The organism is Moritella sp. (assembly GCF_013215705.1).
Taxonomy (GTDB): domain Bacteria; phylum Pseudomonadota; class Gammaproteobacteria; order Enterobacterales; family Moritellaceae; genus Moritella.
In genome coordinates, this window is sequence record NZ_JABSQR010000013.1 from 38,616 (window position 1) to 59,760 (window position 21,145).

Below are 21,145 nucleotides of genomic sequence, written 5' to 3' on the forward strand. Positions count from 1 at the left end.
GTTTGGCATTTTTTTTGGGTAAAATTTAATGGCATGAATATTAAAACCAGAGTATTCTTCATACATCATAACTAAAGAGATTAACCTAGTGGATTTTGAAAAAGAATTTGCCGAGCTGAAAGTCGAAGCCGAAGAGATCATTGATAACTTATTAGAAGATGGCAGTGATCCTGATGCTGTATATTCTATTGAACATCACTTTGCTGGGGATGATTTTGCACAGTTAGAAAAAGCGGCTATTGCAGCGTTTAAACTGGGCTACGATGTCTCTGATCCTGAAGAAGTTGAACTAGAAGACGGTCAAACCGTATTTGCGTTTGACTGTATTGTTGAAACGGAACTGGATATCGATACCATCACGCGTGATATCGAAGCCTTACTTAAAATGTCTATCGAACAAGATGTTACCTACGACGGTTGGGGCACTTACTTCGAAGACGATGCATCATAATGTCGGCAAAGACATATTTTTTTCTGCAGGTTGTAGATAAGTAATATTATTGTGTGTGACATGATGTTGTTCATACCACACACAAAATTGGTCGCTCGGTAACGGGCGGCTAAATAAATACCCCTGAAATTGATCACACTGCTGGGCTTGTAGCCATTTCATTTGTGATTCTTTCTCGACCCCTTCTGCTGTTACGGTAATATTTAACTCTCTTGCTAAGCTGATCACCGAGCGGGTGATAGCGGTTGTGGTTTTATCTAATTCAAGTTCATCAACAAATGATTTATCAATTTTTAGTTTATGAGCCGGCATATTTTTCAAATAAGACAACGAGCAATAACCCGTACCAAAATCATCGATAGACAAGCGTACCCCAAGGTTAATCAACTCTTCTAACATATGCCCCGTGGTATGATTTGATTCCATTAAGGCACTTTCTGTCACCTCAATTTCAAGTCGGTGTGCAGGGATGTCATAATAGTCAATGTAATATTTTATTTTACTGATCAGCTGCGGATCATTAAATTGAATCGGCGATAAGTTTACCGCCATGAAGATATCGATACCTTGTGCTCGCCATCGTGAGAGTTGCTGACAGGCTTTTTCTAATACAACTTCACCCAGTTGTCCTATCAGGTTATTTTTTTCGGCAAGCTCAATAAATTTAATTGGCATGATAAGCCCTTGTTCAGGGTGATGCCAACGAGCGAGAGCCTCGACCCCGAGGACTGCTTTGCTGTTTGCATCGACAATCGGTTGGTAATATAAGTCGATGGCTTTGTTATTAATGGCGTGTTTTAAATCGTGGATTAAGCGTTTTTCAGCTTCGGCATGTGCTTCTAATACGGGATCAAATAAAGTGTAATATTGTTCGGTATGTTTACGCGAACGTGATAGCGCCAGTTCGCTGCAAGTGAGTAACTGGTTGGTCTCTTGTACTGTATTCGGGTAGTTTGCTGCGCCGATACATATCGCTAAATCAATGACATGACCTTGAATCGCTATTTGCATATTGAGTTTATCGATTAATTTATCACACAGGTAATTAAGCTGATCCGGGGAGCTGGCTTGATTTGTCAGGATCGCAAAACGATCACCCTGGATACGCGCTAGGAACGCATCTTCAGGGACTATTTTTTTGATCTGTTCACCGACATAGATCAGCACTTGATCGCCAATCTCGGTACCATAATTACTATTTAGCTGGCCGAGTTTTTTGATATCAATAAGCAGTATGCCCCAATGCGAATCCTGGTCGATGTCTTCCAAGGATTGCAGGAAAGTCGGACGGTTAAGTAATTTAGTCAGTTGATCATGCTTGGTTAGCGTGGCTATTTTTTCTAAGGTATTACGGCGTTCTTTAATGTCGCGAGAGATACTGACGGTACCGACTAATGTGTTATTTTGAATGACGGGATGTTTGTGTACATCAACATAGATTTGTCGGCCGGCTAACTCAAATTCTATTTTGTAGTTAACACTTTTATAATTTGATTTTAGCTGGGTATCATAATCAATACTGACTTGTGCTGTTGCCGCTGGCAGTATCTGTTCAATGGTTTTTCCAATAATGTCGGTTTTTTTCTTTTTCGCTAATTTGAGTGCGGCGCGGTTACATTCAACGATACGACCTTCCATGTCTTTGTAAATAACAGAGTCGGGCAGGGCATCAAAAATAGAATTAAGTAATGCGGTTTTTTCTTGCAGTTTTTGTTCTGAGCGAAATTTACTTGATACATCAATGGCAATCCCGAGTAAGCCAATTGTTTTACCTGCGCGGTTTTTCAACGGGATCTTGGTGATCTCAAATTGTTGATGACCGTGAATAGTTTCCAGCGTCATGGCTTTAGCGATGACACTGCGACCGTGTATTAGTGCTTCTTGATCGGTTTGATAAAGCTCTTCAGTAGGCAGCTGCTTTTCTTTAAAGGCGGGTTTAAGTTGAGCATCGGTTTTACCAATAATGAACTGTTCTGATGGTAAATCAAATAATGATAAACAATGTTTATTACAGCCGAGGTATTGTCCGTGAATATCTTTCCAAAAGATACCTATTGGCAGATGCTGAATTGCATTAATCAATATATGATTCAGATAATTCTTGCTACCCATAACCTATCACTCCATTCCTTGGTGTCGACATTCTATAGCTAAGCTGTTTTTTTTATAACGACAACTTACTGTTATTTACAAATATGTTACATCTTATCGCACGGGATGGAAATATTTTTTCAAAAGATGGATGAGTAATTGTGATGTCTATTTACTATTTACTCGAAATGAAAAGCAACTTATTAGAAACGGCAAATAAAAAAGGGAAAACTGATTAATCAGTCTTCCCTTGTTGATAAGGTCGATTTTAACGATTAAATCGATTAAATCGATTCAATTCGTGCTTTTTGTGCTTTAAATTTAGCGATCGTATTTTCAAATTCCGCTTGTTTCTCACGTTCTTTGGCGATAACAGCTTCTGGCGCTTTGCCAACGAATTTTTCGTTGTTTAGTTTGCCGGCAACACGGTCCAAGTCTTTTTGCACTTTTTCCATTTGTTTGTTGATACGCGTAATTTCAGCATCTTTATCGATTAGACCAGCCATTGGAATTAATATTTCCATGTTGCCTAATAGTGATGTTGCTGAGATTGGCGCTTCTTCATCTCCGCTAAGAATAGTGATTGCTTCTAGTTTTGCTAGTGAGCTAAGGAACTGTTGGTTTTCGTCGAGACGACGTTGCTCTTCAGTGCCTACATTTTTAAGCAAAATTGAGATTGGCTTGCTTGGGCTGATGTCCATTTCGCCGCGGATGTTACGGATAGCGATAATGAATTGTTTAACCCACTCCAGATCTTGCATTGATTGGGCATCAACTTTAGCCGCATCATGCTCAGGGAATGCCTGTAGCATGATCGTTGCGCCTTCTGTGTACTTACCAGCAAGTGGAGCCACACGCTGCCAGATTTCTTCAGTGATGAATGGCATGATAGGGTGCATTAAACGTTGTAACGCTTCTAGGATCGTTACTAATGTATAACGCGTCGCACGCAGTTGTGCTTCAGTGCCGTTGCCGAATACTGGCTTCGTTAATTCTAAGTACCAATCACAGAATTGATTCCAAGTGAATTCGTAAGCGATGTTAGCTGCAAGATCGAGACGGTAAGTATCAATCGCTTCACGGTATGTTTTGATGGTTTCTTGGAATTGACCTTGGATCCAACGATCCGCTAGGCTGAATTCCATGTCGCCGCCATTTTGGCCACAATCATGTTCTTCTGTGTTCATTAATACGTAACGGCTAGCGTTCCATAGTTTATTACAGAAGTTACGGTAACCATCAAGACGTTTCATGTCCCAGTTAATGTCACGACCAGTCGATGCCATTGCTGCTAATGTGAAACGCAGTGCGTCAGTACCATGAGCTTCGATACCGCCTTCAAATTCTTTACGCGTGGCTTTTTCAATCTTCTTAGCCAGTTTTGGCTGCATCATGTTGCCAGTACGTTTTTTTACTAGCGACTCAAGGTCGATACCGTCGATCATGTCGAGTGGATCAAGTACGTTACCTTTTGATTTTGACATTTTATCGCCAGCTTCATCACGTACTAAACCAGTCACATAAACTGTTTTGAATGGTACTTGTGGTTTGCCGTTTTCATCTTTGATGAAGTGCATAGTCATCATGATCATACGGGCAACCCAGAAGAAGATGATGTCGAAACCGGTTACCAGTACATCACTTGGGTGGAATACTTTTAGATCTTGGGTTTGCTGTGGCCAGCCTTGCGTTGAGAATGTCCAAAGCGCAGATGAGAACCAAGTATCAAGTACATCGTTGTCCTGACGTAATTCGACTTCTGGACCAAAGTTGTTTTCTGCACGAACTTCTGCTTCGTCACGACCAACGAATACGTTGCCTTCGTTATCATACCAAGCTGGAATACGATGTCCCCACCAAAGTTGACGCGAGATACACCAGTCTTGTACGTCGTTCATCCACGAGAAGTACATGTTTTCGTATTGTTTTGGTACGAATTGGATCTCGCCGTCTTTTACTGCGTCAGTGGCTACTTTCGCCATTGGACCAACACTTACATACCATTGGTCTGTTAGTAGTGGCTCGATAACTACGCCACTGCGATCACCGTAAGGTACTTGCAGCGTATGTGGTTCAATTTTGTCTAATAAACCAAGTTCTTCAAATTTAGCCACGATTGCTTTACGGGCAGCAAAACGTTCCAGGCCTTGGTATTCAGCAGGGATCACGAAGGTTAGTTCGGTGTTCTCGGTGCCGTCTGAGTTGATGATTTCCGCTTCTTCACGGATATCTGCGTTTTCAGTTAGGATGTTGAACATCACTAGGTTGTGACGCTTACCAACTTCGTAATCGTTAAAGTCATGCGCTGGTGTGATCTTCACACAACCAGAACCTTTTTCCATATCCGCGTAATCATCAGCAACGATCTTGATGCGACGACCAACGATAGGCAGAATAATTTCTTTACCTACCAGCGCTGCATAGCGTTCGTCTTTCGGGTGTACTGCAACTGCAGAGTCACCGAGCATAGTTTCTGGACGTGTGGTTGCTACAATGATGTAATCTTTACCGTCAGCGGTTGTTGCGCCATCTGCTAGTGGGTAGCGGAAGTACCACATGCTGCCTTGTTTTTCTTTGCTCTCAACTTCAAGATCAGAGATGGCAGTGTGGAATTTTGGATCCCAGTTCACCAAGCGTTTGCCGCGGTAAATCAGGTCTTCTTTAAATAAACGCACGAATACTTCTTTTACTGCTTCAGACAGACCGTCATCCATTGTAAAACGTTCACGATCCCAATCTACCGATGTGCCTAAACGACGCATTTGACGGGTAATGGTACCGCCTGATTCGTTTTTCCAGTCCCAGATCTTGTCGATAAACGCATCACGGCCATAATCGTGACGTGTTTTGTCTTCTTCAGCGGCGATCTTACGTTCAACAACCATTTGTGTCGCGATACCAGCGTGATCGGTACCCACTTGCCATAGTGTATTTAGACCTTGCATACGCTTGTAACGCGTTAGTGCATCCATGATCGTTTGTTGGAAGGCATGACCCATGTGCAGGCTACCAGTGACATTTGGCGGTGGGATCATGATGCTGTATGCATCTTTAGTTAGATCGCCGTTTGGCTTGAAGTAACCTTGCTCTTCCCAGTTTTGGTAAAGTGCTTGCTCAATGGCTTGGGGATTGTATATTTTTTCCATAGGTCTGCTTTCTAATTCTCAATGGTTGATTGATTATTCGGCGTTCACAGTTAACAGTTGTAACCCTGTTTGACGATAATGTTTGTAACGCTCACGAGCTTGTTGTTTTAAACCGTCTTGATGCGGTACAAAATCGATAATCTGATTAAAGTTGACTGCAAATTGTGGTGTCTGGTCGTGTAGGTTGATGAGTACCTGATAGCGATGGCGAGGTGGTTGAAAACCGATTTCAACGGGCGCGCCATTACGTGGACCTTCACCTTGTAAGTTATGTGGTACAAAACTGCTCGCATCTAATTGCCAAAGGTATTCGTCAACCTGATTGGCTGCCGATTCATCGTTGGTGTGAATATAGACGCGTTGTCCTTGCTGATAAAACTCACCAGCCAGTTTACAGGCAAGTTCATGATGTAGTGGCATACTCGCCTCAACGTCATTCTTAGGGTCTTGCATGATATAAAAAGTGACTTTTTTCATCTGTAGTTTTGCGCCAATGACTGAGTCATTTACCAATTATAAATATAACAGCACATAGTATCACAAAGGATAGTGATGAAAAATAGAGTTGTCGGCGGGAATACTGTGTTTTGTGTTATTTACGGGAATTAATACTAACCCAAGTCTGTTCCTTGTGTTGAGGGAGATGTTAGAGGGTTAGCTCAACCTCATTGATCTGAATTGTCGGTTCGATGTTCGTATAATTTCTTACATCATCTTGTAATTTTTCAGCGTGAGGAATAAAGGCAGCCATGAAATTTTCTAAAGTATCGAAATAATAATGGCACATTGCGACATAAGTTGAGTCGATAGTGTTAGATATATCGATACCTCGTTCTACTTTTACGCCTTTAAATCCTTCTGCGTTTGATAATATTTCAATCGACATTGGCATATGGATATTAAGATAATAGTCAAAATCGAAGTGGTAATCGTCCATTTTTTCATAAATACTAGCGATGTTTATCATGATGTAACCTTAATATCCTTATTAATGGCATTAGTATAAATCGTTATACTTTTTGTGTACTGATTACCATACGCTAACTTTATCGGATAACCATTTTAGAAACCTTTAATTAAGTATTTTTTCATACTAAAGTTGATTAATAAAGTGGGGCTTTAGATAAATAGTGAAATAAAAAAGGCCGCTACAGCGACCCTTTAGATATTGATAATATGAAATTAATTAAGCTTCGTCAGCTTGTTGCACTTCATTTCGTTCTGTACGGTTAAGTAAGAATTGTGTCAGCATCGGCACCGGACGACCTGTTGACCCTTTGTTTTTACCACTTACCCAAGCAGTCCCGGCGATGTCTAAATGCGCCCAGTTATACTTCTTCGTAAAGCGTGATAAGAAACAGGCGGCTGTGATGGCACCGCCAGCAGGACCACCGATGTTGGCTAAATCAGCAAACGGACTTTCAATTTGTTCTTGGAAGTCATCGGTAATTGGTAAACGCCATGCTTTATCTGCGGCTTGATCCGACGCATTTAATAATTCATGTGCAAGTGGGTTATGTGTCGACATTAACCCTGTGATGTGACGACCAAGTGCCACAACACAAGCACCTGTTAAGGTCGCTACGTCAATTACCAATTCTGGGTCAAAACGTTCAACATAGGTTAATACATCACATAACACTAAACGGCCTTCAGCATCGGTATTGAGTACTTCAACTGTTTGTCCCGACATGGTAGTGATAATGTCACCTGGACGGTAAGCGTTGCTACCTGGCATGTTTTCACAACCCGCTAGAATACCAATAACGTTAATTGGTAAGTCTAGTTTAGCCAGTGATTTCATGGTACCAAGTACGCCTGCCGCACCACCCATGTCATATTTCATTTCGTCCATGCCTAAGCCTGGTTTCAATGAAATACCGCCTGAATCGAAGGTCAGGCCTTTACCAATGAGTACGATTGGTTTAGCGTCAGGATTAGGGTTACCTTGGTAATGAATAATCGACATCTTAGCTTCATTTGCTGAACCTTGTGATACCGCAAGGTAAGAGTCCATTTTTAACTCTTTCATTTCCGGCTCACCTAAGATCTGTGTGGTGATCTTGTCACTTTCATCAGAAAGTTGGCGTGCTTGATTAGCCAGGTAAACGGGATTACAAATGTTTGGCGGCATGTTTGCTACGTCTTTACACAGACGCATACCACTGGCTACAGCTAAACCGTGGGCAATGGCTTTTTCACTGGTTGGTAAATCACGACGTGACGTAACGTTGAATACCATTTTACGTAATGGACGACGGGTTTCTTCTTTATTGCTTTTTAGCTGATCGAAACGGTAGCGACTTTCGCGAGCTGTTTCAACCGCAAAGCGGATCTTCCAGTAGGTATCGCGCGCTTTTACATTCAGCTCTGGTAAGAAACAAACCGCTTCCATAGAACCGGTTTCGTTCAAGGTATTCATTGTTTTGGTGATAATTTGCTTGTACTGACGCTCATCTAATTCACGTTCTTTACCACAGCCAACCAATAATACACGTTCACTAAGTACATTTGGTACATGATGCAGCAACAATACTTGACCTGGTTTACCTTCGATATCACCGCGACGTAGTAGGGAACTTAAATAGCCATCACTAATCTTATCGAGTTGCTCTGCTGCAGGTGATAAACGACGTGGTTCAAATACTCCGACAACAACACAAGCGCTGCGTTGTTTCTCAGGGCTACCACTTTTTACATTGAACTCCATGGACTCTCCGGTTTCCTAAAGACAAAATCAAATATTTATAACATAATAGGGGTTATACGTATTTAGTTAATCAAAAACTAACATTTTCAGATAAAATGGGTGTGCAGTTAACTATTTAAACTGCATTTGTAGCTGAGTTTACCTAATTATGAGCTGCATTTCATACAAAACATTAGTCTAATATAGGTTTTAAGTGATAATTTTCCGATATTTATTTGCTGAGACAGTGAAATCACAAATTGCTGTTTTATTCATCTTATCACTTATCTTTGTGAGCCAGCAGTTTGTTGCGCTGCTTTCAAAGGTAATGACAGGTGCTTTACCTGCTAATTTAGTGATGGAGATGTTGTTGTATACCATGCCTGCGTTAGGTACATTAATTTTACCCGTGAGTTTATTCATTGGTATTTTGTTTGCGCATGGGCGGTTGTATGCCGAAAGTGAAATGGTGATCTTAACGGCTTGCGGTTATACCCCAAGTCGCATACTGATGTCGTCGTTATTATTATCTTCTGTGACGATAGGTCTGGTGGCTTTTAATGCGTTTATCTATGCCCCAACTGCTGAAGAAGGCCGGGTGCAATTATTAGAAAATGTCGATGCGGATGTCGGTTTAGCGACCCTGAAACAAGGGCGCTTTGAGTCGCTAGATGGTGGCCTCGCGGTGGTCTATGTTGAGTCTTATGATAGTGATAAATCGCTGCGTAAAATATTTATTGCTAAATCACCTTCGCAGGAGGGAGAGCGTCCTTCTATTGTGTTAGCAGATAAAGGTAACGTAGAGTCTGACGACAACGGCTCACAATGGTTGAAGCTAAGCCAGGGTCTGCGTTATGAAGGTGAATTTTCACAACGTGATTTCCGTATTGTTGATTTCAGTGAGTACCGGGTATTTATTCAGGAGCAAGACGTCAGTGAACGTGGCCGTAAAACCAAGGCTCTGCCAACCTCTGCATTATGGAATTCGAATGAGTTTGAACACAAGGTTGAGCTGCAATGGCGTATCGCCCAAGTTGTCGCGATCCCATTGCTGACGTTATTAGTGGTGCCACTGGCGATGGTTAATCCCAGACAGGGGCGTTATGCGAAATTATTCCCCGCGTTATTAATGTTTTTAACTTACTTTATGTTATTAAGTGCCGCTCGTTCTGCCATTCTCGATGAAAAATTACCGTTAGCATTCGGTTTCTGGAGCGTGCACCTCGGGGTGCTGACTTTAGCTATTTGGTTTAATTTAGCTAATTTCTCTTGGTATCATCGTCTGGTACAGAAAATGAAAGTTCGTTTTTATCGAGGTAACAGCAGTGATTAAAATTTTAGATATCTATATTGGTAAGGCTATTTTATTTGCCACTATGATCTGTTTATTTACCTTGGTGGGTTTATCGGCGGTGATCAAATACGTCGAACAATTAAGAGCTGTCGGCCGCGGTACCTATGGTTTATTTGAAGCATTAATGTTTGTGATGCTGAAAATGCCGCGTGAAATTACGATATTTTTCCCGATGGCTGCCTTGTTAGGGGCGTTAATTGGTTTAGGGGCCCTCGCCAGTTCGTCTGAATTAGTGGTCATTCAAGCTGCGGGTCAATCACGTTTTAAAATTGTACTTTCAGCAATGAAAACCGCGATCCCGATGATGATTGTTGTGATGCTAATGGGTGAATATGTTGCCCCTTATACAGAGCAGAAAGCGGCGGAATTACGTGGTGAAGCAACCTCTGGTCAATCGATTATTCGGGCGCAAAAAGGGGTCTGGGCAAAGGATAAAGAAAACTTTATTAATATAGGTAAAGTGAATAATGGCAGTGAATTACATGATGTAACGATTTATGAATTTTCTGAAAGTCAGCGTTTAGTTAAAACGACCCAAGCGCGTAAAGCGATTTATACAGACAAACACTGGGAGTTAACCGGAATTCGAATCACGCACTTCGAGAGTGACAGTATTACCGTGACGAAACAGCCTAAACTGCGTTGGGATTCTACACTGACACCAGAAAAATTAGATGTTGTGACGATTGATCCTGAAGATTTATCAATATCAGGACTGTACTCTTATATTACTTATTTAGACAGTAATAAGCAGGATGCAGGCAGTTATGAGTTAGCCTTCTGGCGTAAAATATTCCAGCCGTTATCGATCGGTGTGATGGTATTGTTGGCGTTGTCTTTTGTATTTGGTCCGCTGCGAACGGTGACCATGGGCGCGCGTATCTTGATGGGCGTGGTTGCTGGTTTTACTTTCTATCTTGCCAGTGAAACTTTTGGGCCGATTAGCTTAGTATATTCGCTACCGCCGTTTCTTGGGGCGGTGGTCCCCAGTGCCATTTTTACCTTGATTGCGATTGTGCAGTTAAGGAAACATGGTTAACGTGAGTATTTTACGATACCGATGATAATGTAGCGTCGGTGAATAGATATAAAAATGGCAACCAAATTGGTTGCCATTTTTGTTTCGATTTATCGACTTAGCGTTAGGTTCCAAACACAGTTAAATCGATTATTTTTTCTGTTTTAGCTTGTCGGCATAACGTAATAACGAACCGTTTTGATCTTTGCTTAAACGTAATACATTACAGTTCGACCAGTGATCTTGAAAGGCGCGATTCTTCATGTCAAACGGCACTTGTAAGTTACCCAAACCACAGGCTGCAGTGGCAAGACGGATAAGTGCTTGGGTTAAGCTGATCGCACTGCCATCGGCATTTTGTACGCGTAAACGCCACGCACGCATACCAACTGTTTGACCGCCGTGAGTCCAGAACCACAGATAAAAGCTACATACCGAGCCCCATACCAGCAGTGCAAACCAAATTTGGTTGCCGGCATACGCCGCCGTATCAACATAACGACCGGCAATATCGACAATACCGGACGCAATTAATGCTTCTGAAATGCCAAGTCCGACGGCACTAGAAACCGCCGCGATACCAATAACAATCAATGCGTCATACACCAGCGCACCAATACGCGGGCCAAAAGTGGCAATTGATGCGGTTTCGCCTGCTTCGGTTGTCGGTGTGTGTTTTGGTTTTCTGAGTTTGTTTTTCTTCGCCATTATGAATCCAGCCATGTCTTCAGGGTTATCTCGAAAGTGGAAACAGTGTAGCAAAAAAAGTGAGTATTAGTCGTGTTAAATAGTCAGTGCTGGTGGATATCAACCGACATACAGTAAGCGTAATCGTACTGATATTTAAGGTATTGAGTATTTGTGACACCTTAGTATCAAGTTTAAGTTGCACTTTGCTTTAATTTTGAACAGTTGATTTACGATCATGAAAAACGGCTTGCTTGGCATCGTTTGCTATGTATAATGTTGACCTATGCCCGAGTGGTGAAATCGGTAGACGCGGTGGATTCAAAATCCTCTTCCGAAAGGAGTGGCGGTTCAAGTCCGCCCTCGGGCACCATATTTAAGTAATAGAGCCTCAACGAAAGTTGGGGCTTTGTTGTTTCTAGCACAATAAAAAGCTTAAGCTCACTTCCCTTAATTCATATTTCTTAGAATACACCCTAATAAATTAGCCTTATTACCCCTTAGAAACTTACTCCTGTCCATATCCGGTACTTTCGCATGCAGAATCTGTGCGCAAGGCAATCTCACGCACTCCTAATGGATCCAACACTGTTCTGTACTTTGAGGATTGTTAGTTTCGCTGGTGGTTGTCTCAGGCAGTATTAGCATGTCAACAGGTTGGGTGGCATTCCGGTACTTTACGGTCCATTTCTTGTCCTTTGGAGTTGGTATGCGTAATTTGGTGGATTCATTACTGGTGAAGGTTACAGTGTTATTTTTTCGTAATTGGTAAATGTGATTAGTGCCTATGCCATATGGGGTTGTGGCGTGTGTGTAACTTGCTCGTAGGGGATAGATAACAAATAACACGCACTTATCATCAATACTAATATTTAGCGGGGGCTCCATGAACATTATATCGCCTGAATTTAATAGCTCCAATACGAGTTTGATTATCCTACCTCAATAGAATAAAGACAATTCAATTCATGGTTATCTTTTGAATTGTGATTGACCATTTCATTCAAGAGGTATAGCATGAATCATAAGTCGAAACATACTTGTCTTTGGCTTTGTCATTTAATTATTACTTAGAGAGGGTAACATGAAAAATGTAGTTATAACCCATACTTGCAGGGGATTCTTCAGGCTTCTCAGTGACGGGGGGTGTGGCGCATGGACTGTAGGTTATAAGCCAGCAAAGAACATTAGGTATGTTGTGTGTTCGCAAAACTTGAGTCTAAAGCGTAAAGGAAAAGATTGGGGGGAAGCAACTCATAAGCACAATGAAATTATCATGATTGGTAAAGTCAGTGAATTAGTTGAAGTGCCTACCCCTGAAGGTGAGAAAACACGCTATCGCTTTATGTTTTCTGAATATTGCGATAGCGTTAAATTAGCTGATATGTGGTTTGGTGGTCAGTTTTCTGTGAATTATTTTACACAGGACGATTCTCGCTTATCGGGTATTGATTTTGATAATTTAGATTTTAAACCTATGCCTACTCGTGAAGAATTAACCAAGACAGTTACGTTAGATGAAGTTAAAACGATTGTGTGTGACCACTTAAATATTAAAAAGGAGAACTTAATTATTACAATTTAAAAGTAATCTTGTTCATGCACTTATGGTTAATTTATTGCATTTCATGCGTATCTAACCCATCTTCAAGAATATATTAATACCTTATAAATCAACGAGGTATTAATATGACCATCCATAACACACCTAACAACCCCAATCCCATCACCACCAAGAAATTCAAATTCACCAATGCCAATCTAAAATCCCTACCATCCAATCCTGCAAATTCATCATCAACAGAACTAGAAGTATCTGATACCGAAATCATCGGCTTGAAATGCCTATCCGGTAAAACAGGTAATAAACGATTTCTATTACGCTATAAATTTAACAGCCGTAAATGCAGTATCACCATCTGCAGATTCCCTGATATTGATATTAACCAAGCCAGAAAAGTAGCGCGTAAGTATAAAGGTATGATCGCTGATGGTGTTGACCCTAAAGCGCAACGTGACAATGCTACTGAGTACCCAACAGTTAAATCATTCTTCTACGATACCTACTTACCACTGGCAAAGCGCAGAAAGAAAACATGGAGTATTGATGAGAAGCGATTCCGTAAACACTGTAATGCTATTGCCAATATCAAATATAACGAGCTAACAGTTAGCCATGTAATGAAGCTCCACTTAACCATGAGTGAAACTAAATACAAGGATGAACTATACGCACCAGCCAGTTGTAACCGTGTATTAGCCTTGCTCAAAACAATGGGTAAGTTGGCGCATAGTATGCTTGATATAATCAATGTGGCCGATAGGGTGTCGTTACTGCCCGAGAATAACGCTCGTACTAGATACTGTGATATTGATGAAACTAAACGTATCATCAAAGCTGCTAGAGCCTATCCTCAGAAAAGCATTGGTAACTTCATTGCATTGCTACATTTGATTGGCTGTCGAGAAGGAGAGCTACGTTTCAGAACCCACTCTGATATTAGCTACGAGAAACGCACTCTCACTATCCCTCGCACAAAGAATGGTACTTATCACATTATTTATCTATCCGACCTCATGATAGAGATCCTGCAAGCTATCCCTAAAATCTCGGGCAATAATTACGTATTTCCAGCACCACATAAAAAGGGCAAACCAATCGGTGCGCCTCGTTACTCTTTCGATATTATTAAACGAATAGCAAAGATAGATAATCCTGATGAAGTGTTATTACACACCGCTCGTCATTCGGTAGCGAGTAACCTGATCTCTAACGGTGTTGATATCAGTGCTGTTCAGAAATTATTAAATCATAGAGACATATCTAGCACCTTACGTTATGCAAAATTAAGCGAAGGTAAACAACGTGAAACCGCATCGATGATATCGAGTATGGTAGGAGGTTAATAGCGTAATAAAGCAAGGCTTAATTATATATAAATATCATGACTATTGATTGTTAACCTATGGAGAATACAACCAATGAAAGTGATTAAGAACTTCAACCTTGTTAATGAGCTAACCCTGCCTGAACAAGTTAAAACCGCATTACATTCTGAGCTAATCATCCCGTTTGATGGTTGCTTAGATGCAACTGCTGACTTCTGGAATGAATACGATACCTTTCTTATTCTGCTAGAAGAGGGTGATGTTGATAGTTCGTTGAGTGAAGCCGAGGATAATATCCAATATTTCATTCAACGCGTGATAGATAACCCTGAGTTTGTCGTGTTGTTGAATGATGATACCTGTCCATATCTATTGGCGTTATCAGTCATTACCGATGCAGGTGGTGGTTGCTATCTATTAGCACCATTAACATCTAAAACAACTGCTGCCACGACATTAAGCAAGGTGCTTTAACCTGCAATAACTACCTATATTACCAATCTAATTACCCATCATTATTTAAGGATTTTCTATGAGCCGTAAAACTAACAACACCAATAAAGCTGCCGATGTAAAAGTTGAAGACAACAATGTTGATACCACTGTTGTAGTTGATGATACTAATGTCGATAACACATCAGTTGAATTAACCAATGAACAAGTAAGTGATGTACCAACAGATAAAGTTGTTGAAGATAAGCCAACTAGTAAGAAGGCACTAGCTGAAGATAAACATGACCATTTCAGCAATATTGTATTATCAGGTAAAGGTAAGAAACTAAGTCCTAAAACAACTAACCATGTTTTCTTTGATGTGGCAGAGCATGATGAAGAAGGCGAGTTGTATATCCGACTTAGCGGCAATGAAGGTGGTGGGTTGCATTCTAAAGAATGGATTAACTTGTCTAAGTTGTTTGCCATCCTGGATGAGCAAGTTGATAAGCCATTTAAAAGTACCGCACTTAAACCTGCATTTAAAGGTGCTAGTGCCAATAATGCTGGCTTCCTTGCTGGTGTATTACGCAGTGATGATATTGGTTTGATTATTCAATCTGGCACTAGCGTATTTCTTCATGTATTAGCTGCTGACTATGAGGATAAGAAAGCCAAGTTGTTAGCATTAACTTAATCCACGCTGCTAATTCACCACTTACATACCTCAGAACCTCACTAAACCTAATCCCGCAAACTTACTAACGGAACTCATTATGAAACTGGACTTTGATTCGGATAGCTTCCTCGTGCCTGTAACACCAGACCTGATGAACTTACTTGCCAAGATTGCCCAAGAACAAGACATACCAACAGGTACTAGCACCATCGTATTTAACTTTAGAGATAGTGCTTACAACAGTGAAGATGGTGGTTTTCATCCTGTTGAAATTAGTATCACAAGCCATAACGGACTGTGGCAATTTGATTACATCACCTCGTTCAGTTACCAAGGCTATCACTACCCTGAGTTGGCTAAAGAAATTGATTTCGATATGCGTAATGGAACTGGCATGGTGTATCCATTATCGATGCGCTCTTTACATGAAGTTATGGATTTCTATCCAACGTGGGAGATGAACTTTATTGAGTATCAAGATTTTGGTGCATTTGATGAAGTTAAAATCAGCACGTTTTAGCCAATAAAAAATAAGCCGTAATAGTGTTTTAACTTGTCTGTACCAAGGTCAGAAAAAAGTCACGTTATGGACAGGAGGAGAAGTAACAACTTAGCAGGTTTAATCAGGCAGTACCCATCGTGTCTTACGCAGTAAGGTGTGATGGGTATTGCCATACTATCTTATGATTTTTTAGCAAAGGATACTTAATCCTTTTACAGAAAACGGCTGTTTCAGTTGGTAATGGTTGATGCTTAATGAAGTAAAAAATACTATCGAAAATAATCACCCCATTGCTCGATAGGCAATAGGGTAGGTGGCTTAAATTAATGTAATTGGGGTAATGAAACATTAAAAATTAGAACAGTAATTTACTGATGAAAATCTAATATATATCCCTATATATTAAACCTGCTAAAGCGCAGTTATTATTATGTTTAGTAACTACGGGTGAAAAACAAGCCCATTTTGAACCTTTCGATAACCCGTATCGGTTTACAGGTGGATGAATTTTAAGTATCTGGTTAGCTTATATCAGCAACTTTGATTTTAGCTAACTATGTCAATTTAAAGTAGGTTCTACCCAGCACTGAAGTTAAAAACCAACAGTATGCAAAATAAGATAATAAAGTTTAGCTGTGATTTATATCGGACTAACACCAACCTTAAACTTACAGCGTTACATCATCTTGACGCGCTCTAATGACGCGTACAAATCGCGGATAAGTTCATGCTTTAGACTCACTGGTGATAACACTTCAACATGGGGCATCCAAGCCTTCAAAATAGGAATTACATCGTGTAATCGTGTTACCTGACTGCTAATCAGCAATGAACCATCATCCATTTCTTTCAACACCTGAATGTTAGGCAGTAAATCACCATCAAGAAAGCGAGAGGCCACATGAGCATCAACTTGGATTAATACATCTGACTTGTCGATTGATAACCACTGCATTCCCTGCCTAATGATTTCATCTTGGATATTAGCTTGCTGTTTATATTTATCGTCACTGAGTTGAAACTGTGAAATATAGGCAATTCTGAATGAATGTAGGTTGCTGTGATAGACAGCTGCGAGATACCAGATACCTCTGTCATTCACTAAGCGGTAGGGCTGAACCTGTTCAAGTAATTTACCTTTATATGTAAACGAAATCTGTCGCTGTGAGCTAATAGCACTAGCCAATACATCAAACAAATCAGTAAAACTTGAGACATCCTCAATACGTACATTCTTGAATAGGAACGTTGGCATATCATTGGTCTCCCAGTTGTTCATGTTGAGCTTAATCGGGATGAATGATTCTAATCCAGTGTTCTGTATTAGCTTATTCATGTTATTTGATGATTGCTGTCTAACACTGCTCATATCAAGAAAGTAGCAACCATCTTCACGAATCAAAGGCAGATAGGATAGCCTTTCAAAGTCACGCCATATCGTTCTTTCATGGACATTAAATTCAGCTTCCAAATCTTTTAGGTATAAGTGCTCTCCCGCATTTAAACGGGCAAGGATAGTACCTAATCGCTTGGCTAATTTCTCATTCTTACTTTTCATTTAACTAGATTAAACCGCTGTACTGGCAGGTGGTGTCAGTCGTTATTATTTCCAGTACAAATCCATCAGGTTAGCGGTATTGCTATAGCTTTCATCGAGTAGAAGCCACAAGGCTTATAACGATAATCAACAATTTATTCTGTGACTGACACAACCTGTCAGTCGAGCATTTCATAATACCCATCAATTGATTTAAATATTAAAACAAAGGAAAACCTAAATGAAAAAACAGCTTAAAAAATCAATCCAATTACTAACTCTATGTTGCCTATTTTCATCAACTACGGCATTAGCTGGCGGCACTATGGGCGGTAATCCGGGCGACCTTTCTAAGATGAAACCGTTATTAGAAGCAAACTGGAATGGTAAGTCAGGCATCCAACATACATCTTCGTATGGTGTGATTGTTCAATGGAAAGCTGATGTGTGCGGCACGTTAAATGGTCACATCACTGATACAACCAAATGCACTAAAACGATAAACGTAGTTAATTCAACTAATCAATAAACACTAATAGGGAAATATGATGACAATCAAAAAAATATTAACAGTAGTAACAACATGTCCAGCCTGTGGTCAACGTGCTTACGATGATGGTAGCTGCCAAGTCTGCGGTCATTCTCACTAATCAGGAACGAGCTAACATGTCATTATTTAAAAAGTTGAGTAGTAACTTAAAGCTATGGACTTGCCATAAATGTAATAAGAAAACAGAAGTTACTGGTGGTACATCATGTAACAAATGCGGTAAGTGGGTATGTAATTCACATAAAGCATCTGGTGGAGTCTGTAAGGGCGGTTGCTAGCCTAAATTTAATAAATAACAACACTTAACACAGCGCCATATCAGCAATGATATGGCGCTTTTTTATATCTGAAACAAAGAAGGAAATATTATGCCTGTTGCAGCTTTTTCCAATCCAATATTTGGTATTGGATTCATCATCGGCTATGCCATCTATAAAGAATTAAACAAGGAGTAACACCATGCCATTACCATTGATTTACTTAGGATGTGGACTGATTTCGGGGTTCTTATTTGCCGCGAATGAAACTAAGATTACAAGTAACTATAAATCTAAACGTGCTTAATGAACATTGTATCTGTTTGGATATTATGACGTAATGAAAAAAGTCATTTCCCAGTCGGATTTGGGAAATGACTTTATTTTTTTTCTAGGTGATTCTATTAATATAAGGGGTCGTTGCTTAACTTCGTTAACCCCCTCACCCCTTATATTAATGCCTATATTAGTGAATAAATTACCCACTAATACAGACATACCAATAAATCACACTCAATACCCGCTATCAACCATCACCTCTGATTTTAGCAACAGTGTAATCAAACTCTTCAATAACCTTACGACAGCCCCAGTTAGGTTTATTAGATAAACATACGATGAAGTGAGCGCGGATCCCACAGATATCTGGTATAGCGCCGTGCATCATTTCAATGTCATGTGCGATGGCATCAAATTCTGAGATTCTAGCTGCTTTTCCTTGATTGGCCTTTAAAATTACACGCGCCTTAAATTTTTCAACAAATAAATTAAATGTACTCATTTTGTATTTCCTGTATGTATGGAATAGCCTTTTCGATGAAAGGTTATGATTATTAAAATTATATTAATTTTTTGTTGATTCCATTTCGTATAAAAATCGGGGTTTAGACTCGTTTATCTGCGCTGGAATGAATGGGGTAGCGCAAGAGGTGTTAATGCAAGCCCTTGTTTTAACTTCGTTAAACCCAAGGTCTTAGATATTTATATGGGTAAGAGATAATGCGCAACCTCATCCAGTGATATTAAACCAGTAATCAAGAACCTTAATTCATCACGAATACCAGAACTTACCCATCATATTAGAGCGCTTAATTTTCACTGGTTTTATTAGCCATCAAGATACAACCCAACTATCCCCACCAGATTAAGCAGTGATAAATCATAAAAGAATCTCAGACCTAATTTGTCACGAGTAATCGGGTAAGCAATCTCTGCGCAACTATCAATGCTTAAAATCAGGAGGGTAAATGTAATCTTGAATGGGATGCGCAATATCTCTTACCCATATGAATATCTAAGACCAACCTCTCAGCCCTTTTACCACGGGGGTTCTATCATCGACCACTGTGCGCAGAGTAGGCAATAAAATCGCAATGATTAACAGGTTCGGTTATTTTTTCGTAATAGATAAAACGCATAAAGCCTTACAAGATAGGGCATTTGATAAGGTGTGTGATTAGCACGTAGGGGATAGATAACAAGTAACACACACATGGCTTACTATAATGGCGCTACATAGTTTTAATTATAGTCATTAAGCTGTTGTTATAAAATGATTCAAGGCTAAATTTCCCATCCTGATAGTGTCTTTGATATTACACATATGATAACCGCCATAATTAAATTAAGAATAACGGCAATGTATCCCTTGCTACAATCAAGTTCTGAAATTTAGAGTAAGTATCTGATTTGGAGTTAAGTATCGGGTTAAGGCTAAACTATTACCCGGGTAATATAGTTATAAAATTCATCATCAAATGTTCTTGTATAATTCTGTGACATGCTTACCGGCACTGAATAAAGCTGAATAACAAGGCTAACTTCTCCCCATCCTCTTAACCCTCGAATTGTGAATACCCTCGGTATAATCTGTTTCAGTGCCTGCCTGTGGTGCTCAACAGGGTGATCGCGTTGTGGTTCTAGTCCAAAATTTATTTGTGAACGTGTGACAAAACTTGGCGAGTGATTCGAATCACTGTAAGTGCTTAATTAGGTGTGTCACTGAGCGACAATGTTCCATAACGATACTCTATACCCATCAGCTCGTCACTTGTTACTGGCGAATCCTGAACTGGTTGCTGGTGGTAATATTGATAATATGGTTGCATCATTGAATCAACAAGCCCGTAGAGCGAAGGCTAAGGATGGAAATCAGTGGCTCTCGTTGAATGAAGTTAGTGTGAAACTGGGCGTTGATAAGCTGTGGTACATGGATGAATTTGGTGCTTGGGTTGATACGGTGAGTAATGCTGGAATGGCTGAGATGTTTTACTGTTATTAGTTGTGATGCCTTTGTTTTTTTATCTACAGATTGTTATTCAAATAAATTTAACCAATTTTGATGTCTGTGGTATGGAGTTTGTGATTATTCACTGAGCTTAAACACGCTGTATTTTCGATTGCTTAGTCTTAGTTCTGTGAAGCTGATGTATTAATAATGTTAAAGATCAATAAAATCAGTTGAATATGAGTGTAAAGTAGACCATTGTTATCAACCTAGTGTGTTGTTAACAAGTAGAAAATAAAGAGGTTAGTATGAATTTTTTGAGTAGTACAATTCTATCAGGAATACTCTATGATGGATTTAAAACTGGGGCTAAGTTAACGGTTTCTTTTCTTAAAGAGAACTTGCAAGGATGGCTGTTTGATGACGCCATGCTGGAGCAACTGGCTAGAAACTTACAAGCTCTAGAGTTAGAAGAATTAGCTGACTATAGAATTGAAAAAAAAATAAATGAGTCTCCTGAAATTTTAGAATGTATACGGGAAATAAAATCTAATCAGAATATTGACTCAGTGATACAGAGCCATACAGGATCTGGAGATAACGTTGTGGGTAACAAAACTGTAAATAATAATTAAT

General features: G+C 40.0%; 19 protein-coding genes and 1 tRNA gene. 12 read left to right on the forward strand and 8 right to left on the reverse strand.

Annotation, left to right across the window (positions count from 1 at the left end):
• Positions 1 to 88: 88 nt before the first annotated feature.
• Positions 89 to 451 (forward strand): ribonuclease E inhibitor RraB, encoded by a 363-nt coding sequence (gene rraB / locus HRT96_RS10290; RefSeq protein ID WP_293129213.1) that lies wholly within the window; start codon positions 89 to 91, stop codon positions 449 to 451.
• On the opposite strand, the gene HRT96_RS10295 is transcribed toward rraB, so the two are convergent.
• The 5 genes from HRT96_RS10295 to pepA all read right to left on the reverse strand — a co-directional run bounded on the left by HRT96_RS10295 (position 446) and on the right by pepA (position 8,398).
• A complete protein-coding gene (locus HRT96_RS10295) occupies positions 446 to 2,563 on the reverse strand; it encodes an EAL domain-containing protein (RefSeq protein WP_293155914.1) in 2,118 nt (705 codons plus the stop codon). The genes rraB and HRT96_RS10295 overlap by 6 nt on opposite strands.
• Positions 2,564 to 2,826: 263 nt before the next feature.
• Positions 2,827 to 5,688 carry a valine--tRNA ligase gene (locus HRT96_RS10300; RefSeq protein WP_293155917.1) on the reverse strand — a complete coding sequence of 954 codons (2,862 nt, stop codon included), beginning with the start codon at positions 5,686 to 5,688 and terminating at the stop codon, positions 2,827 to 2,829.
• Between the two features lie 33 nt (positions 5,689 to 5,721).
• Positions 5,722 to 6,165, reverse strand: a complete 444-nt coding sequence (locus HRT96_RS10305) for a DNA polymerase III subunit chi (protein ID WP_293155920.1) — start codon at positions 6,163 to 6,165, stop codon at positions 5,722 to 5,724.
• A gap of 169 nt (positions 6,166 to 6,334) precedes the next feature.
• Complete coding sequence (locus tag HRT96_RS10310; protein WP_293155923.1) at positions 6,335 to 6,655, reverse strand: EthD family reductase; 321 nt, start codon at positions 6,653 to 6,655, stop codon at positions 6,335 to 6,337.
• Positions 6,656 to 6,874: 219 nt separating this feature from the next.
• Complete coding sequence (pepA, locus tag HRT96_RS10315; protein WP_293155926.1) at positions 6,875 to 8,398, reverse strand: leucyl aminopeptidase; 1,524 nt, start codon at positions 8,396 to 8,398, stop codon at positions 6,875 to 6,877.
• Positions 8,399 to 8,591: 193 nt separating this feature from the next.
• On the opposite strand from pepA, the gene lptF reads away from it, so the two are divergent.
• Positions 8,592 to 9,710 (forward strand): LPS export ABC transporter permease LptF, encoded by a 1,119-nt coding sequence (gene lptF / locus HRT96_RS10320; RefSeq protein WP_293155929.1) that lies wholly within the window; start codon positions 8,592 to 8,594, stop codon positions 9,708 to 9,710.
• On the forward strand, positions 9,703 to 10,770 hold the full coding sequence (lptG, locus tag HRT96_RS10325) for an LPS export ABC transporter permease LptG (RefSeq protein ID WP_293155932.1): 1,068 nt from the start codon (positions 9,703 to 9,705) through the stop codon (positions 10,768 to 10,770). Before lptF ends, lptG begins: the two co-directional genes overlap by 8 nt.
• 129 nt (positions 10,771 to 10,899) lie before the next feature.
• Here the strand turns inward: lptG and HRT96_RS10330 are convergent, their stop codons facing one another.
• Positions 10,900 to 11,457 (reverse strand): RDD family protein, encoded by a 558-nt coding sequence (locus HRT96_RS10330; RefSeq protein ID WP_293155935.1) that lies wholly within the window; start codon positions 11,455 to 11,457, stop codon positions 10,900 to 10,902.
• Positions 11,458 to 11,724: 267 nt separating this feature from the next.
• On the opposite strand from HRT96_RS10330, the gene HRT96_RS10335 reads away from it, so the two are divergent.
• The 6 genes from HRT96_RS10335 to HRT96_RS10360 all read left to right on the forward strand — a co-directional run bounded on the left by HRT96_RS10335 (position 11,725) and on the right by HRT96_RS10360 (position 15,956).
• Positions 11,725 to 11,809 (forward strand) — tRNA-Leu (locus HRT96_RS10335).
• A gap of 711 nt (positions 11,810 to 12,520) precedes the next feature.
• Complete coding sequence (locus HRT96_RS10340; protein WP_293155938.1) at positions 12,521 to 13,021, forward strand: hypothetical protein; 501 nt, start codon at positions 12,521 to 12,523, stop codon at positions 13,019 to 13,021.
• 104 nt (positions 13,022 to 13,125) lie between these two features.
• Entirely contained in the window at positions 13,126 to 14,343 is a 1,218-nt protein-coding gene (locus HRT96_RS10345; RefSeq protein ID WP_293155941.1) for a site-specific integrase, read from the forward strand.
• A 75-nt stretch (positions 14,344 to 14,418) separates the two neighbouring features.
• Complete coding sequence (locus HRT96_RS10350; protein ID WP_293155943.1) at positions 14,419 to 14,799, forward strand: hypothetical protein; 381 nt, start codon at positions 14,419 to 14,421, stop codon at positions 14,797 to 14,799.
• 58 nt (positions 14,800 to 14,857) lie between these two features.
• Positions 14,858 to 15,454 carry a hypothetical protein gene (locus HRT96_RS10355; protein WP_293155945.1) on the forward strand — a complete coding sequence of 199 codons (597 nt, stop codon included), beginning with the start codon at positions 14,858 to 14,860 and terminating at the stop codon, positions 15,452 to 15,454.
• A 79-nt stretch (positions 15,455 to 15,533) separates the two neighbouring features.
• On the forward strand, positions 15,534 to 15,956 hold the full coding sequence (locus HRT96_RS10360) for a DUF2787 family protein (RefSeq protein WP_293155948.1): 423 nt from the start codon (positions 15,534 to 15,536) through the stop codon (positions 15,954 to 15,956).
• A 658-nt stretch (positions 15,957 to 16,614) separates the two neighbouring features.
• On the opposite strand, the gene HRT96_RS10365 is transcribed toward HRT96_RS10360, so the two are convergent.
• A complete protein-coding gene (locus tag HRT96_RS10365) occupies positions 16,615 to 17,496 on the reverse strand; it encodes a WYL domain-containing protein (RefSeq protein WP_293155951.1) in 882 nt (293 codons plus the stop codon).
• A gap of 220 nt (positions 17,497 to 17,716) precedes the next feature.
• Here HRT96_RS10365 and HRT96_RS10370 point away from each other — a divergent pair, with 220 nt between their 5' ends.
• Complete coding sequence (locus HRT96_RS10370; protein WP_293155954.1) at positions 17,717 to 18,004, forward strand: hypothetical protein; 288 nt, start codon at positions 17,717 to 17,719, stop codon at positions 18,002 to 18,004.
• A gap of 804 nt (positions 18,005 to 18,808) precedes the next feature.
• Here the strand turns inward: HRT96_RS10370 and HRT96_RS10375 are convergent.
• Positions 18,809 to 19,063, reverse strand: coding sequence for a hypothetical protein (locus tag HRT96_RS10375; RefSeq protein ID WP_293155957.1), 255 nt, complete (start codon positions 19,061 to 19,063; stop codon positions 18,809 to 18,811).
• Between the two features lie 1,230 nt (positions 19,064 to 20,293).
• Here HRT96_RS10375 and HRT96_RS10380 point away from each other — a divergent pair.
• Together HRT96_RS10380 and HRT96_RS10385 are read left to right on the forward strand one after the other, a co-directional pair.
• Positions 20,294 to 20,563 (forward strand): hypothetical protein, encoded by a 270-nt coding sequence (locus tag HRT96_RS10380; RefSeq protein ID WP_293155960.1) that lies wholly within the window; start codon positions 20,294 to 20,296, stop codon positions 20,561 to 20,563.
• Between the two features lie 254 nt (positions 20,564 to 20,817).
• Positions 20,818 to 21,144 carry a hypothetical protein gene (locus HRT96_RS10385; protein ID WP_293155963.1) on the forward strand — a complete coding sequence of 109 codons (327 nt, stop codon included), beginning with the start codon at positions 20,818 to 20,820 and terminating at the stop codon, positions 21,142 to 21,144.
• Position 21,145: the final 1 nt, after the last annotated feature.